13 protein-coding genes are annotated in these 15,267 nt (G+C 71.7%); 6 read left to right on the top strand and 7 right to left on the bottom strand.

Annotation, left to right across the window (positions count from 1 at the left end):
- Positions 1-13 precede the first annotated feature (13 nt).
- The 3 genes from NAG42_RS14015 to murD all read right to left on the bottom strand — a co-directional run bounded on the left by NAG42_RS14015 (position 14) and on the right by murD (position 4,324).
- Positions 14-1,327 (bottom strand): extracellular solute-binding protein, encoded by a 1,314-nt coding sequence (locus tag NAG42_RS14015; protein ID WP_250030667.1) that lies wholly within the window; start codon positions 1,325-1,327, stop codon positions 14-16.
- Between the two features lie 42 nt (positions 1,328-1,369).
- Positions 1,370-2,353, bottom strand: coding sequence for a MurR/RpiR family transcriptional regulator (locus tag NAG42_RS14010; RefSeq protein WP_250030666.1), 984 nt, complete (start codon positions 2,351-2,353; stop codon positions 1,370-1,372).
- 621 nt (positions 2,354-2,974) lie between these two features.
- Positions 2,975-4,324, bottom strand: coding sequence for a UDP-N-acetylmuramoyl-L-alanine--D-glutamate ligase (gene murD, locus NAG42_RS14005; protein WP_250030665.1), 1,350 nt, complete (start codon positions 4,322-4,324; stop codon positions 2,975-2,977).
- A gap of 63 nt (positions 4,325-4,387) precedes the next feature.
- Between murD and NAG42_RS14000 the strand changes: the two genes are divergently transcribed.
- Positions 4,388-5,695, top strand: a complete 1,308-nt coding sequence (locus tag NAG42_RS14000) for a MurL-like N-terminal domain-containing (protein ID WP_498370592.1) — start codon at positions 4,388-4,390, stop codon at positions 5,693-5,695.
- 227 nt (positions 5,696-5,922) lie between these two features.
- Positions 5,923-6,342: a cupin domain-containing protein gene (locus tag NAG42_RS13995; protein ID WP_250030664.1), complete on the top strand. Its 420-nt coding sequence runs from the start codon at positions 5,923-5,925 to the stop codon at positions 6,340-6,342.
- A gap of 744 nt (positions 6,343-7,086) precedes the next feature.
- On the opposite strand, the gene NAG42_RS13990 is transcribed toward NAG42_RS13995, so the two are convergent.
- Positions 7,087-8,571, bottom strand: coding sequence for an FAD-binding oxidoreductase (locus tag NAG42_RS13990; protein WP_250030663.1), 1,485 nt, complete (start codon positions 8,569-8,571; stop codon positions 7,087-7,089).
- 993 nt (positions 8,572-9,564) lie between these two features.
- Here NAG42_RS13990 and NAG42_RS13985 point away from each other — a divergent pair.
- On the top strand, positions 9,565-9,705 hold the full coding sequence (locus tag NAG42_RS13985; protein ID WP_250030662.1) for a hypothetical protein: 141 nt from the start codon (positions 9,565-9,567) through the stop codon (positions 9,703-9,705).
- Between the two features lie 265 nt (positions 9,706-9,970).
- On the opposite strand, the gene NAG42_RS13980 is transcribed toward NAG42_RS13985, so the two are convergent.
- On the bottom strand, positions 9,971-11,107 hold the full coding sequence (locus tag NAG42_RS13980) for a MalY/PatB family protein (RefSeq protein WP_250030661.1): 1,137 nt from the start codon (positions 11,105-11,107) through the stop codon (positions 9,971-9,973).
- Positions 11,108-11,255: 148 nt separating this feature from the next.
- Here NAG42_RS13980 and NAG42_RS13975 point away from each other — a divergent pair, with 148 nt between their 5' ends.
- From NAG42_RS13975 to NAG42_RS13965, 3 genes are all read left to right on the top strand, one after another.
- Positions 11,256-11,921 carry a hypothetical protein gene (locus NAG42_RS13975; RefSeq protein ID WP_250030660.1) on the top strand — a complete coding sequence of 222 codons (666 nt, stop codon included), beginning with the start codon at positions 11,256-11,258 and terminating at the stop codon, positions 11,919-11,921.
- Positions 11,922-12,127: 206 nt separating this feature from the next.
- Complete coding sequence (locus NAG42_RS13970; protein WP_250030659.1) at positions 12,128-12,715, top strand: dihydrofolate reductase family protein; 588 nt, start codon at positions 12,128-12,130, stop codon at positions 12,713-12,715.
- Positions 12,716-12,729: 14 nt separating this feature from the next.
- On the top strand, positions 12,730-13,527 hold the full coding sequence (locus NAG42_RS13965) for a TrmH family RNA methyltransferase (RefSeq protein ID WP_250030894.1): 798 nt from the start codon (positions 12,730-12,732) through the stop codon (positions 13,525-13,527).
- Positions 13,528-13,647: 120 nt separating this feature from the next.
- Here NAG42_RS13965 and NAG42_RS13960 read toward each other — a convergent pair whose 3' ends face one another.
- Together NAG42_RS13960 and NAG42_RS13955 are read right to left on the bottom strand one after the other, a co-directional pair.
- Entirely contained in the window at positions 13,648-14,766 is a 1,119-nt protein-coding gene (locus tag NAG42_RS13960; RefSeq protein ID WP_250030658.1) for an SPFH domain-containing protein, read from the bottom strand.
- Between the two features lie 11 nt (positions 14,767-14,777).
- On the bottom strand, positions 14,778-15,227 hold the full coding sequence (locus tag NAG42_RS13955; protein WP_250030657.1) for an NfeD family protein: 450 nt from the start codon (positions 15,225-15,227) through the stop codon (positions 14,778-14,780).
- Positions 15,228-15,267: the final 40 nt, after the last annotated feature.

Genomic DNA, 15,267 nt, shown 5'->3' with positions numbered 1-15,267 from the left:
AGTCCGGCGGATGTCAGCTCTCGTTGAGCGTCGAGTTGATCTGGTCGTCGGCCCACTTGGCGCCGTCGGCCACCGACTTCTTGCCGGTCAGGATGTCGGTCAGCATGGTCTGCAGGATCGCGCCCTTCTCGACGTCGGCCCACTTCTCGGCGTTCGGCGGGAACCAGCTGTCCTTGGCGGCCAGCGCGGCCGGGGCGATCTTCGGGTTGTCCGCGGCGGCCTTGTCGAGCAGCGCGGTCGCGTTCGGCAGCGCGTTGGCCTTGACCAGCCCGGCCATCGAGGTGCTGTCGGTGAAGGCCTTGACCCACTGGGCGGCCAGTTCCTTGTTCTGGCTCTTCTCGGGGATGCCGAGGTTCGAGCCACCGAGGAACGACGGGATCTCCGGCATCGGCGCGGCGGCCAGCTTGCCCTTGACCTTGGTCGCGACCAGCGGCGAGTTCGGGTCGTTGGGGTCCTTCTTGGTCTCCTCGGCCGAGCCCTGCTCCCAGGCGTTGCCGTAGAACATCGCCGCGGTGCCCTGGGCGAACGTGTTGGCCTGGTCGTTCTCGTTCTTGGTGGGGTCGGCCTTCGAGTACTTCTTGGCCAGGTCGACCCAGCGCTGCAGGCCCTCGATCGAGGCCGGCTGCGAGAGCTGGCCGACCCACTTGTCGCCGTCCTGCTTGGCGATCTCGCCACCGGTCGACTTGACCCAGCTCATCGCCGCGTACCAGTACTGGCCGGGCATGTAGACGGCGCCGAACTTGCTGTTCGCCTTCTCGGCGGTCTGCACCTTGTCGGCGACCGACAGGAACTCGTCGTAGGTCTTGGGGGCGGCGGTGAAGCCGGCCTTCTTGAGCAGGTCGGTGCGGTAGATCAGCACGCGGGCACCGGCGTAGTAGGGCACGCAGTAGGTCTGGCCCTCGAAGTCGCAGGCGCCCTTGAGGCCCTGCAGCCAGGAGCCCGAGTTCTCGTAGTCAGCCGGGTTGATCGCGCCGAACGCGCCGCTGAAGACGTACTTGGGGAACTCGGTGTTGCCCAGCTCGACGACGTCGGGGACGTCGCTGCCGGCCAGGGTCGCGTCCAGCTTGGTGAGGTGGTTGGCCCACTGCTGGTACTCGACGTTCACCTGGGCGCCGGTGGCGTCGGTGAACCGCTTGGTGGCGTCGTCGACCACGCCCTTCCAGGCGGTCTGGGCGTCGACCATCAGCCAGACCTTGAGGGTCTTGCCGGTGCCGTCGACCTTGCCCGAAGCCGACGTGGTGGGGGCGTCTTCGTCGTTGGAGCCGCAGGCTGCGGCACCGAGCAGCGTCGCAGCGATGGCCGCGGCGGCAGCGATCTTGCGCTTCACGCTTCCTCCTGGGGAGTTTTATTCATGCGGGATGAGGCGATTTCAGGTGGTGCTGCCGTCCTTGACCGCCTTGTGGCCATGTACGGCCTGTGCGGTGCGCTGGAAGGCGGCGTGCGAACGTTCGTGGGTCCGCTGCGCTACGGCTACGTAGAGAAGATCGAGGACGACCAGCTGGGGATGGCGGGCGCTGAGCGCGTCCGGCCGGAAGGTCGTCGCCTGGGTGGCGGTGAGCAGGGTGATGTCGGCCAGCTCGGCCAGCGGCGAGCGCGGGAAGCTGGTGAGGGCGATGGTGGTGGCGCCCCGGCTGCTCGCCTCGGCGAGCATCTCGATCGTCTCGCCGGTCTCGCCGCTGTGCGAGATGCCGAGCGCGACGTCGCCGGGCCGCGAGAGCGCGGCGCTGGCCAGACCGTTGTGCACGTCGGTCCAGGCCCAGACCGGCACCCCGATGCGGTGCAGGCTGAACTGCATCTCCTCGCCGACCAGCGCGCTTCCGCTGGCGCCGAAGATGTTGACCCGGGCCGAGGCGGCGATCGCGGTCGCGGCCCGCGCCACCTCGGCCAGGTCGAGAAGCGCGGCCGTGTCGTGCATGGCCTGGGTGTCGGCCGCCATGATCTGGCCGAGAACCCGCTCGAGCGGATCGTTCGGCTGGATCTCGCGCCCGATGTCGACGGTCCACCCGGCGGAACGAGCCCGCCCGGTCTCGGCCGCGATGCCGAGCCGCAGATCCGCGTACCCGTCGAAACCGAGCGCCCGGCAGAACCGGGTGATCGTCGCCGGCGAGGTGCCACTGCGCTCGGCCAGCTCGACGATGGTCGCCCGGGACGCGGCGGCCGGATCGGTCAGCACGTGCTCGGCGACGCGGCGCAGCGCCCCCGTGAACTCCGGCAGCATCGACCGGACCCGGGCCAGAACCCCGTCCGAATTCAGCTGTCCGCCGTTGTTGTGGCTGCTAGTGAACCCGGCCCGAGGAACCAGGGAGTCGACGACCGCGGTCGACGCGGCGCCGTCCATCTCCGGCTCGCTCATTGGCCACCCTTTCAGGAAACAGTGTTTACTGTCGCGGTAAAAGTTCTTACTAACCGCCCCTCCGTGTCAAGGAGTTGGGCGAAGTTTTCAAACCGTTACCTGACCTGCGCCGATGAACGCGTGTTACGGCGGCACCGCTTGACGGTCATCGATCCGGAAATGTTCTTTACGGCGTGACAGCCATCACATGAACGGATTTCGTCCGGTTTGGGATGGGCCGTTTTTATGAGGCCGGCGGGATGAACAGATGAGCGGCAGGGGGCTGAAGGGGCCATCTCCTGGCGGTTCTGAAACGTAGTTTTTACGGTGGACACGAGATCAACATCGTTTCGTACGGGCTCCCGGCCCGCGCCGAGGTCGGAGCACACAGCCGAGACAGCACCGCCCAGAGGTCCGGTCACGCCGACTCACATCGGCGCCCACCGGTCTTCATTCACTCCGGCGCGACCACACCCGGCTCGCTGCTCCTGGGCCCTACTGCTCCCTGCCCTACTGCTCCCTGCCGGGCTGCACCCTGCTCGGCTGCACCCGGGAGCACGCCGCGGCCGGGCACGCTGCATCGGGGCCGCCGCGCGAATTGGCCTTCGCGCGCTCGTCAGGTTGTCGCCGGGGGCGCGTTTGTCAGGCGGTGGCCCTGATGGCTTCGGCGAAGGCTTCGGAGCGGTGCTCGAAGTTGCGGAACTGGCCGTAGCTGGGGGCGGCCGGCGACAGCAGGACCACGCCGCCCGCCGGGGTCAGTTCGCGGGACAGCCGTACGGCATCGGCCAGGTCCTCGGCGGTGGCCGCCCGGATGCCGGCCAGGCCGGACAGCTCGGCCAGGATGCGCGGGCCGCTGTCGGGGATGCCGATCACGGTGAGCTCCCGATCGGCCAGGAAGTGCCGCAGCGGTGAGTAGTCGAGGCCGCGGTCGGTGCCACCCAGCAGCACGGTGAGTGGTCGGTCGGCGTAGGCGTCGATGGCGTGCATGGCCGAATACGGGCTCGTGGACAACGTGTCGTCGACAAACGTCAGGCCGGACGGGTCGGCGATCTCGGTGAGCCGGTGCGGCAGCCCCTCGAACGAGGCGACCGCGGCCGCGAGCGCCGCCTTCTCCCCCGGGACGTCGACGCCCAGCCCGTCGAGCACGGCCAGCGCGACACACAGGTTACGGCCGTTGTGCGCACCCTTGAGGCGCAGTTTCGCGCGCGGGAAGAGCGGCTCGTCCGAGCAGTGGACGATGTCGTCCTCGACCCGGAAACGCGAGTCGTCGGCGGCGGCCGGCACCGGCGGGAAGCCGTTGGCGTCGGTCACCCCGCGGATCTCGTCGCGCAGCCGCTCGTCGACCCCGTTCACCACGATCATTTCCGGACTGTGGCGCAGCAGGTTGAGCTTGTCGCGGTAATACTCCCGCTCGCCGCCGTGCGCGTCCAGGTGCTCGGGGAAGAGCGAGGTCACCACGGCCACCCGCGGCGAGTCGGTCAGGTCGGCACACTGATAGCTCGACAGCTCGAGGACGAACTGCGGGGCGTCGGGCAGATCGAGCAGGGGCACCCCGATGTTGCCGCCGAAGACGTTGGGCCGGCCGACCGCCGCCAGCAGGTGACTGATCAGGCTCGAAGTGGTGCTCTTGCCCTTGCTGCCGGTCACGCCGATCGTGCGCGCTGCGTGATCGGCCATCCAGAGAGCACTACCACCCGTGACGGTGACCCCACGACGGCGCAGCTCGCCCATCCACGGGTGCGTCTGCGGCACCCCGGGCGAGCGCACCACGACATCCGCCGTGACCAGCGCCGGAAAGGCGTGGTCGCCGCCGGCCAGCGGGGCCGCCTCGGCCAGCGGACCCTCCCACGCGACGGAGAGGAAGTTCGCACTGTCATCGACCGCCATCAGGCGGGACGGCCCGTGCGGCGCGATCGCGGTCACCGCGGCCCGGCCCTCGCGGCCCGTGCCCCAGACCGCCACGGACCGGCCCTTCAGGTCTGCCAGGCGCACGTTTCTCTCCTCTTCGACGAGTCGCACTAGTATTGCCGGTCGGCCGTCAGTCAGGAGCTTCGGGTGCAGTTCGACGTCATGCGCTTCCCTTCGTACGCCTTCGACCCCGCGACCGGGGTGGCGACGTTCGACTACGTGCTCGACGGGCCGGAACCGCTGCACTTCACCGAGACGATCGAGCTGCCCGTCCCGGCCGGTGACCGGCGGGTCCCGCCCGCGCTGGGCCGCGTCCTTGATCTGCTGCACGTGGTGGCCGGGGTCAGTTACTACAAGGTCGGTGCCCCGGCCCGGGTCCTGGCGCCCAAGCCCGTGGCGCCGGCCGTGGCGGCCTACTTCACCGCGGTCTACACCAAGGGCCTGGCCGAGTACGCCTACCGCAACCAGCTGGCGCACGTGCTCTCGCTGGTCGTCGAGGTGCCGGAGGGTGACGTCCCGGCGGCCGAGCCGGTCGACAACAGCCAGGGGCGCCCGCTGTCGGCGGTGGGCGGTGGCAAGGACTCGATCGTCACCCTGGAGATCCTGCGCGCGGCCGGGCTCGAGCCGGTGCCGTTCTCGGTGAACCCCAACCCGGTGATCCGCAACGTCAACGCCGCCTCCGGCCTGCCGGCCCTGGCCGCCCGCCGCAAGCTCGACCCGCGGCTGTTCGAGCTGAACAAGGCGGGCGCGCTGAATGGTCACATCCCGGTGACCGCGATCAACTCGCTGATCGCGATCGCCACCGCGGTGTGGCACGGGCTCGGCCCGGTGGTGATGTCCAACGAGCGCTCGGCGTCCGACCCCAACCTGATCTGGAACGGTCACGAGGTCAACCACCAGTGGTCCAAGGGAGTCGAGGCCGAGGGCCTGCTCCGCACCGCGGTGACCACCCATGCCGGCCTGACCGAGCCGTACTTCTCGCTGCTGCGCTCACTGTCCGAACTGCACATCGCGCAACTGTTCGCCCGTCACACCCAGTACGACGACGTGGTGACGAGCTGCAACAAGGCCTTCAAGCTGCACGACCCGACGGCCCGCTGGTGCGGCGACTGCCCGAAGTGCCGCTTCGTCTTCCTGGCGATGGCCCCCGCCATGGACCGCTCCCGGCTGACCAAAATCTTCGGGCACGACCTCTTCGCCGACACCGCCCAGCTCCCCGGCTTCCTGGAGCTGCTGGGCATCGACGCGCACAAGCCCTTCGAGTGCGTCGGCGAGGTCGAGGAATCCCTGGTGGCCCTGGCCATGCTCGACGACGACGCCCCCGTCCTGGTCGCACTCCGCGCCGCGGTCCCCCCCGAGGCCTGGTCCGCCGCCTCCCGCGAGGACGTCCTCACCCCCGGCGGCCCCACCTACGTCCCCGCCGCCTACGCCAAGATCCTCACCGACGCGCTGTGACGACCCCGGACCCCCTTCCGACCACGCCTGACCCGGCAGCGGGGTCAGATGAGGGCCGGCCCGACCAGGCCGCAACCACGACTGCCCCAGCTCTGAGGCCAGGCGAGACGGACGAGGACCGAAGCCAAGCAGAAATCGCCACCACCACTGACCCGGCACCGAGGCCTGGCGAGACCGAGCCGGCCCAGAGCCAGGCACGAGCCGCCACCAACCCGGACGACCCAGCGGTGGCATCAGGCGAGGCTGAGCCACGCCGGGGCCAGGCGGAAGTCACGCCCGAGGGCATCTACGTCGGCAAGGCGGATCTGGACGCGCCCGAGGAGCAGGGCTGGCTGCTCGGGTATTTCCGCCCCGCCGACGACCCCCGCCACAGCCCCGACGTCGAGATCAAGTGGGGCCGCCACCCCAAGGGCGACCGCCGCGCCCAGTGGGTGACCGGCGAGGAACGCACGGCTCTGCTGGTCCTGATCCGCGGCCGCTTCCACATGGAGTTCCCCGACCGCACAGTGATCCTCACCGACCCCGGCGACTACGTCGTGTGGGGCCGCGGCGTGGACCATTCCTGGCTGGCCGAGGAAGAGGACACCGTGGTCCTGACCGTCCGCTGGCCTTCCGTGCCCGGCTACAAGGTCCCACTGCCGGAATAGCCGCCGACTGGCCCCGGCCGCCGTCCTCCGACCTCGGACACAGCCGCCCACAAGCCCGGCCACGCCCACCCGCCCTGCCGAACACCCGCCCCATCGGCCCAGCCAGGCTCTGCATCCCGCGAACACCTGCCCACCGGCACGGCACGCACGGCACCCCCGCGAACACCCCGCCCCACCGGCACGGCACGCACTGGCACCCCCGCGAACACCCGCCCCACCGGCACGGCACGCACTGGCACCCCCGCGAACACCCGCCCCACCGGCACGGCACGCACTGGCACCCCCGCGAACACCCGCCCCACTGGTCCGGCAGGCACTGGCACCCCCGCGAACACCCGCCCCACGGTCCGGCCAAGCTCGGTGACCCCGGCGCCACCGACCCAGCCACGCGCCTCCACCCCGCGAACACCCGCTCCACAGGCACGGCACGCTCTTGCACACCCGGCGAACAGCCACCCCACGGTCGGGCCAAGCTCTCTGGCCCCGGCGAACACCCGCCCCACCGACCTAGCCCGCTTCCCACCCCGGCGAACCCGCACACCGGCGCGGCCACGCTCGCGAGCAGCCCCCACCGTCAGGCCGCGTCTCCGCAAACCCGGGGAACGGTTGGCTCACCGCCCCGGCCGCGCTCCACCCCCGGGGAACAGCCATCCCAACGGCAGGACCACGTTTGTCCCACTGCGGGGAACAGCCACCCCGGCCGGCCACCGGTCTCCTGCGACGGAGCAAGGGTCGCGTGATCGATTACTCCGGGGCGTCGTGGTGGATGCGTTCGGGGGATACGCCGAGTTGCTGCAGGGCGAGGCTGGTGGCGGCCAGCATCAAGGGTGGGCCGGCCAGGTAGACCTCGTGGTCGGACCACTCGCCGTAGGCGGCGACCGCGTCGGTGACCAGGCCCGACGGGTACGGGCCGGGGTCGCCCTCGGAGACGACCGGGATCACTGTGGCGCGGCGGGCGGTGCGGGCCACGTCGGCGATCTCGTCGATGTCGTAGAGCTCCCCCAGGTCGCGGACGCCCCAGAACAGGACCGCCGAGCGCGGATCGTCGGTGTCGGCCAGCTCGGTGAGCAGGGCCTTGAGCGGGGCCACGCCGGTGTCGCCGGCGATCATGAGCAGATCAGGACCGGTCTCGGGCAGGGTCATCGCGCCCTCGGCCCGGCTCAGGCGTACCCGGTCGCCCACGCTCGTGCGGTGGACCAGCGCGGCGCTCACCCCCGTGGTCGTCTTGGCCCGCACGTGCAGCTCGATCAGATCGTTGCGGTGCGGTGCCCCGGCCAGCGAATAGGGCCGCCAGATCGCCGGCAGCTCGGGCACCTGGACCCGCGCGAACTGCCCCGGCCGGAACGCCATCGGCAGCTCCGGGCGCAACCGCACCACGGCCAGGTCGGGCCGGCGCAGATCGTGCTCGACCACGGTCGCGTCCCACACGGGTGGGTCGTAGGCGGCGCGGGCCGCGCCGTGCGCGATCCACTCGTACACGTGCTGCCAGGTCGACCGCCAGGCCAGATCGAAGTCCTGCCGCCACTGCCCGGGCGCCATGCCCGCGCGCATCGCCTCGGCCAGAGCCGCCCCGACCAGGTGCATCCGGCCCGGCTCGACCCCGCCCGCGGCCAGGGCCGCCCCGAGCCGCCCGGTGCCCTCGACGAGCAACGGCGGCCGGTCCAGGTGGTGCACCAGCCAGGTCAAGGCCCGCGCGAGCTGCTCGGTCTGGGTCGCCGGCCCGCCCGGCAGAGCCGCCATCAGCGCCGGGTGCGCCTGCAGCAGGGCGACCCGCAGCCGCTCGGCCACCTCGGCCGGCCCCCCGGCGAAGGTCAGACTGGTGCTCAGCAGCCGCTGCGTCTGCCGCAGCAGCGCGTCGTCGGCCGGATCCATCCCGTCCCCGGCGCCCGGACTCCGCGACACCATCGGCGGCACGACGTGCGGCAGATCGAACCCGGGCAACCGCGGCGCCGGCGCCCCGGCTGCCCGGGTGGCGTTCCCGCCCCCGTCACGCTGAGCCTCGCCTCGCAAGAACCCACCCTCATCCCGTACGTGGTCATCCCGCACCCGGCCACCAGCGGCCCACTCGGGCCGTGGCCCCGCCTCGAGCTCCGGCCCCTCCGGAACCCACGGCTCCACCACCGGCCGGACCGCCTCCACCCGCCGCCCGGAAAGCCCCGCGAACTGATTACGGCTCGGCTTCCCGACCGCCTCGACGTCCGCGTAACGCCCAGCCTCCTCGGGCGTCATCACCGCTTTGCCCGGACCACCACTGCGCGTCTCCCCGTAGCGCGCAGCATCGTCCCGAGACATGAGCTCCCGACCGGCACCAGCGCCTGTCGCCGCGTCCTCAGGCGTCCTCAGCCCCCGACCGGTCGCACGGAAAGCCTGGACCCGGCGCGCTATCTCTTCCGGCGTCACCGGCCCCGCAGCACCAGAGGCCTCGGCATACCGCGCAGCCTCCTCCGCGGTTATCAACGCCTGGCCGGGACCACCGCCCCGAGGCTCGGAGTAACTTGCGAGCTCGTCCGGCGACAGCGGCACGCCGGCGTCGGGAGTGGCGTGCGGTTCACCGGGCGGAAGCGACGAAGGATCGGCATCCTCGGCTGTGGGTCCCGGGGGCGGCGGCGGAAGACTCCGGTTGCTCGGCCGCGTCGGATCGATCGCCGGCATCCAAGGCCGTCTCGCCGCTTCGCCCGGGCCCGCGCCACCACCGCGGAGGGGGTGGTCGGCGCTGTCGGAGGCATGCTCCCGCCGGAGCGCAGGCGGCACAGCTCGCACCGAGCGCCGATCCCAGAAGGACCGCCCGGGAGCAGGCCCGGCCGCCTCGGCAGATCCGGCCGCCCCCGCGTCGTGACTGACTGACTCATCCGCGCGGGCGCCGATGGACCGCGCTCCGGGCCCCGCGCCCGTCCGGTCGTCGAGAGACGGGTCCACCCCGAAGGTGCCCGGCGCATCCCCACTCCGCTGACCAGTGCCGGGCGAACCAGCACCAGGCACATCTGCGTCCGGCCGGCCGGCCCCGGACCGACCGGCAACCGCGCCGGGCTGATCAGTGCCCGGGCGATCCGCATCGGGCTGAGTCGCGCCGGAACGGTCTGCCGCAGGGCCGGCCCAGCTCGGCCGCATCGGCTGGCCCGCTGTGGTGGGGCCGTCGTGGCGGTGGGTTGGGGCGGGAGGCAGACCGGGGCGGGAGTAACCAGGAGGAAGCGCCTCTTGCGGTGCTCCCGGTGGCATTGGGGCATGGCCGGCCTCGGCCTGCTCGCGGATGGCCTCGACGGTGTCGGCGATGCCCGCGGCGACCGCATCGGGAGCGGCCTGCCGCAGCCGGATCGCCCGCAGCAGGGCCATCAGGTGCTGATCGGCCGCGGAACCCGAGTCTGATCCGGACGACACTGGAAACACCCCCGCTCGGCGGATCAATCGACCACTACAACCGTACTTCCGGACTGGGCACCGCGCCGCGCTACCGCCAGACAACGCAGCCCCGAGCCCGACACCACGCCGCCACGCCGCCACGCGACAGCGCACCAACCGCTCACGACTCCGCCACGCTTCCGCAGGCCGACACAGGCGCGAACCGGACACCATGGCGCCGCACGACAACTCGGCCGGCGCCGCGATGGCCTGACGGTGGGAGGTGGGGCGGTCAGACCTTGACCGTGGACATGCGGGTCACCGCCTCGTCGAGGATCTCGGGGCTTGTGGCGAAGTTGAGACGGACGTATCCCGAGCCGGCCGCGCCAAACCTGGTGCCCGGCTCGAGCGCGACCAGTGCCTCGTCGAGAAAGCGGTCGCGTGGCTCCTCGTCGGGGCCCAGCGCCGACGCGTCGAGCCAGGCCAGGTAGGTCGCCTCGGGCGGGCTCCAGCGCAGGGCGGGCAGCCGGGACGACAGCAGCGCGCCGAGCTGGTCGCGCCGGGCCGACAGGGTCGTGATCAGCGCGGCGAGCCACGAGTCGCCCTCGTCGAAGGCGGCCACCGCGGCGATCAGGCCCAGGTGGCCGGTGCGCTCGGTGACCTCACGGGGCAGTCGCTCGAGGAGCTGCGCCATCCGGGTCGAGGCGGCCACGATGGCGGCGCACTTGAGCCCGGCCACGTTGAACGCCTTGCTCGCCGACACCACGCTGAGCGCGATCTCGGCCGCCCGCGGCACCGAGAGCAGCGGTGTGAAGGTCGCCCCGGGCAGCACCAGGGCTCCGTGGATCTCGTCGCTGATGATCGGCACCCGGTGGAGCCGGGCCAGCCGCACCAGCTCGGCCAGCTCGTCGGCGGTGTGGACCCGGCCGACCGGATTGTGAGGGTTGCACAGCAGGTAGGCCGCCGGGTGGGTGGCGAACACCGCCTCGAGCCCGGCGAGATCGAGCCGGCCGCCGGCCAGCGGCACCTCGACCACCCGGCCGCCGGCCTCGGGCACCCAGTCGAAGAACGGCGGATAGACCGGCGGGCTGATCACCACCGGGTCACCGGGGCGGACCAGCCGGCGGAGCAGCTCGACCACGCCGACGCCGACGTCGGTGACCGGGAGCACCCGGCCCGGGTCGGGCTCCCACCCCCAGCGCCGGGCCGCGAACCCGGCGAACGCCCGGCCGAACTCGGGGCCAGGGGTCGAATAGCCGGTGTCACCGCGCCCGACGGCCTCGGTGAGCGCCGCCGCGACCGGCGGGGCCAGCCCGTAATCCATCTCGGCGACGAACAGCGGCAGCACCTCAGCGGGAAAGCTGCGCCACTTGACGCTGCGGCGCAGGCGGAGCTCGGACAGCGGGGGGACGGTCAGTTCTGCGCTCATGCCGACATCCTGCACCGGGCCTCCGACAGTTTCCCGGCGGACGATTTCTGTGAATTCCCTGCGAGTGCGGCGGAGCTCTGCGAGGCTGCACCCAAGATCCCGACGGTGCCCCCCGGCCGCTCGGCTTGAGCCCACGCGAGGCGGAGCCATGAGCATCAGCCACCATCAAACGGCCAGCGGACGGCCGCTGCGGGTGTCCCCGACCTGGGTCGGCGGGGCCGGCGCGGCCCGGGATGAGCCTCTTCTCCCCGTACGGGAAGCGGTCTGGGTCTGGAGTGTCCGCCGCTATGCGCGTCTGGCGCTGTGGGCACTGCCGGTCGCCGCTCTGCTGCACGGCTGGACGACGCTGGGCATCGACACCCCGCCCGGCCCGCTGGTGGTGACCTTGACCGCCGGCTGGCTCGCCGCCGTCGCCATGATCGCGCTGGCCGGATTGCTGGCCGGCTCCCGCACCCGCCAGTCGGCCCTGCTCGGCCTGCTCCTCGGTCTGGGCGGCTTCGTGATGAGCCTGCCGCTGGCCGCCCTGCCGGACGGCTCGGTCGCGGCCGGTTCCCCGCTGACGGTCGAGCAGCTGCGCGTGGTCGAGCTGGGGGCCACCGCCGCCCTCGGCGCCGGCTGGGTGCTGCTGGGCTGGGCCGTCTTCCGGTCCCGGCTGGTCAACCCGGCCGACGGCGTGCTGCTGATGCTGGCCGCGGCGGCGATCGGGGCCGGCGCGCACGCCCAGCGCCCGCTGCCCACCGTCGGGGCCCTGCTGCTGCTCGCCGCGGGCACGGGCCTGGCCTGGACCGGCGGCCGGCTCATCCCGAAGCACTAGCGACCGGCGGCCGGCTCATCCCAAGCACTGAACGACCCGCGGCGCCGGCTCATCCCCAAGCACTGAACGACCCGCGGCGCCGGCTCATCCCCAAGCACTGAACGACCCGCGGTGCCGGCTCATCCCCGAGCACGGAAACGTCGGACCCCAGTGGCATGCTCGCAGTCGGACCCGGGAGATCCCGGGAACCGGTGGAAGGAGCAGCCATGGCCAAGGTGGTCGCCGACATCTCGGTGTCGCTCGACGGATTCGTGACCGGCCCCGAGCCCGGCCCGGGGCAGGGTCTGGGCCGCGGCGGCGAGAGCCTGCACACCTGGGCGTTCGAGGGCGACGCCATCGACCGGGCGGTGCTGGCCGAGTCCACCGGTGCCACCGGCGCCGTCGTCATGGGCCGCACCCTGTTCGACATCGTCGACGCTCCCGACGGCTGGAACGACGAGGTCGGTTACGGCGCCGGCCTGGCCGCGCAGCCGCCCGTCCTGGTCGTCACCCGCACGCCACCGGCCCGGGTGCGCCTGGCCGACCGGTTCACCTTCGTCGTCGACGGGATCGCCAGCGCCGTCGAGAAGGGCCGCGCCCTGGCCGACGACCGTGAGGTCGTCATCATGGGCGGCGGCGAGACCATCCGCGGCGCGATCGACGCGGGCCTGGTCGACGAGCTGCGGCTGCACCTCGCGCCGGTGCTGCTCGGCGGGGGCACCCCGCTGTTCGAGGGCGCCGCGCCGCGCAATCTGCGCCAGATCCACGTGCGAGCGTCGGGGCACGCCACCCACCTGACCTACCGGGTCGACTGAGCGCCGTGTCCGAGATCCACCTCATCACCGACCCCGCCGACGAGCGCCTCGGCGACTACCGGGCCCTGACCGACCTCGAGCTGCGCACGAAGTGGGAGCCACCCAACGGGCTGTTCATCGCCGAGGGTGAGCTGGTGCTGCGCCGCGCGCTGCGGGCCGGCTACCGGCCGCGGTCCTATCTGATCGACGAGAAGCGCACCGATCAGATCGCCGACCTGCCGGACGACGCGCCGATCTACGCGGCCACGCCCTCGGTGCTGGAAAAGGCCACCGGCTTCCACGTGCACCGCGGGGTCCTGGCCTCGTTCCACCGGGCTCCGTTGCGGACGGCGGAGGAGGTCATCGCCACGGCCCGGCGCGTCGCCGTGCTCGAGGATGTCAACAACCACACCAACATCGGTGCCGTGTTCCGGGGGGCGGCGGCGCTGGGCATCGACGCCGTGCTGCTCTCGCCGACCTCGGCCGACCCGCTCTACCGCCGCAGTGTGCGGGTCAGCATGGGTGAGGTCTTCGCCGTGCCGTATGCCCGGTTGGAGCCCTGGCCGGACGGCCTCGACCTGCTTCGCCGCGGCGGGTTCACCATCCTGGCCCTGACTCCCGACGCGGAGGCGGTGCCGCTGCAACGGCTCACCGAGGACCAGCGGCGGAAGACGGCCCTGCTGCTGGGGGCCGAGGGGCCTGGGTTGTCGAAGAACGCGCTGGCGGCCAGCGACGTCCCGGTGAAGATCCCGATGCGGCGCAACGTCGACTCGCTCAACATCGCCGCGGCGGCCGCCGTCGCCTTCTGGGAGCTCGGCCGCGACGACGAATAGGCCGGCCACGCGACGACAACCGGCCATGCGACAACCGGCCACGCGACAGCCGGCCACGCGACAACAGCCGGACAGCGAAACGGCCGGCCCCGCGGAGGGAGCCGGCCGTCTCAGGAGCAATCAGGCGCGTTCGCGGTCGACCACGCCGTTGTAGTCGGCACCGCCCAGCGCGGCCGACGGCGGGATCGGCTCCGGCGCCGGCAGCGCGGCCGTCCGGTCGGGGTCGCCGCTGACCTGGGCCTCGGCGACTCGTACCTGGTCGTTGACCTTTTCCGCCTCGGCGGCGGCGGCCTCGGCGGCCTCGACGGCCTCCCTCTCGACCGCGGCCGAGTCGACCCCGGCCCTCGGGATGTCGTTGGCCATGTTGGCCAGGCCACCCAGCGCGCCGCCCATGCCCTCGAGGGCCTTGGTCAGCTCGCTCGGCACGATCCAGACCTTGTTGGCTGTGCCGTTGGCAATCTGCGGCAGCGCCTGAAGGTACTGGTAGGCCAGCACCTTCTGGGACGGGTTGGCCGTGTGGATCGCGTCGAACACCGTACGGATCGCCTTGGCCTGACCCTCGGCCTGCAGGATGCGAGCCTGGCGGTCACCGTCGGCCCGCAGCACCTGGGACTGCTTCTCGCCCTCGGCGGTGAGGATCGCCGCCTGCTTGTGGCCCTCGGCGTTGAGGATCGTGGCGCGTCGCTCGCGCTCGGCGCGCATCTGCTTCTCCATGGAGTCGCGGATGCTCGGCGGCGGCTCGATCGCCTTGATCTCGACCCGGGTGACCTTGATGCCCCAGCGGCCGGTGGTCTCGTCGAGCACCGTGGAGAGGTGTCGGTTGATCTCTTCACGGCTGGTCAGGGCGCGCTCGAGGTCGAGCGAGCCGATGACGTTTCGCAGCGTGGTGACCGTGAGCTGCTCGATGGCCTGCAGGAAGTTGGAGATCTCGTAGGTCGCCCGCACCGGGTCGACGACCTTGAAGTAGAGCACCGTGTCGATCGACACGACGAGGTTGTCGGAGGTGATCACCGGCTGGGGCGGGAACGAGACGACCTGCTCGCGCATGTCGACCTTGCTGCGCACCGAGTCGACGAACGGGACCAGCAGGTTGAGACCCGGGGAGAGAGTCCGCTTGTACTTGCCGAGACGCTCGACCACGTCCATGCGCTGCTGCGGGACGATGCGGACGGACCGGAGCAGCGTGACGATGGCGAACACCACGATCACGATGATGAGGACGCCGATTACAGCTTCCATGGCACCCCTCTCTAAATGTTGGGCAGATCGTCGCGCCACACGATGGCCGTGGCGCCGTTGACCTTGATGACCCGGACGCGCTCGCCGGGCAGGTATTTCTCGTGTCCGTCGAACGAGCGGGCCTGCCAGTGCTCGCCGTCGATCTTGATCATGCCGTGCGCGCCGTCGACCTCTTCCAGCACGGTGGCGTGGGTGCCCTCGAGCGCCTCGACGCCGAACGGGGTGTCACCCGTCTCGAGTGCCGGCTTGGCGTGGCGCATGATGATCGGCCGCAGCGCCGTGACCGAGAGGCCGGAGACGACGGCGAAGACGATGACCTGGAGCAGAAGTGGTGCGCCGAGAGCAGCCGCACCGGCCGCGGCGAAAGCCCCGACCCCGAAGAAAATGATCAGAAATGTGGCCGTGAAAGCCTCGGCGATCGCCAGTGCGATGCCGAGCACGATCCAGAGAACCGCTTCCACGTATCGATCGTGACATGTCCGCGCACGTCCGGCGACGCTC

This window comes from Paractinoplanes maris (genome assembly GCF_023544465.1).
Classification (GTDB): Bacteria; Actinomycetota; Actinomycetes; order Mycobacteriales; family Micromonosporaceae; genus Actinoplanes; species Actinoplanes maris.
This window is presented reverse-complemented; position numbering and strand designations above follow the sequence as displayed.

Excerpts from the sequence above, each read along its gene's own strand:
- NAG42_RS14010 (WP_250030666.1), bottom strand. The coding sequence starts at position 2,353 with ATGAGCGAGCCGGAGATGGACGGCGCCGCGTCGACCGCGGTCGTCGAC.
- NAG42_RS13990 (WP_250030663.1), bottom strand. The coding sequence starts at position 8,571 with ATGACGCCCGAGGAGGCTGGGCGTTACGCGGACGTCGAGGCGGTCGGG.
- NAG42_RS13985 (WP_250030662.1), top strand. The coding sequence starts at position 9,565 with ATGGCCGGCCTCGGCCTGCTCGCGGATGGCCTCGACGGTGTCGGCGAT.
- NAG42_RS13980 (WP_250030661.1), bottom strand. The coding sequence starts at position 11,107 with ATGAGCGCAGAACTGACCGTCCCCCCGCTGTCCGAGCTCCGCCTGCGC.
- NAG42_RS13975 (WP_250030660.1), top strand. The coding sequence starts at position 11,256 with ATGAGCATCAGCCACCATCAAACGGCCAGCGGACGGCCGCTGCGGGTG.
- NAG42_RS13970 (WP_250030659.1), top strand. The coding sequence starts at position 12,128 with ATGGCCAAGGTGGTCGCCGACATCTCGGTGTCGCTCGACGGATTCGTG.
- NAG42_RS13960 (WP_250030658.1), bottom strand. The coding sequence starts at position 14,766 with ATGGAAGCTGTAATCGGCGTCCTCATCATCGTGATCGTGGTGTTCGCC.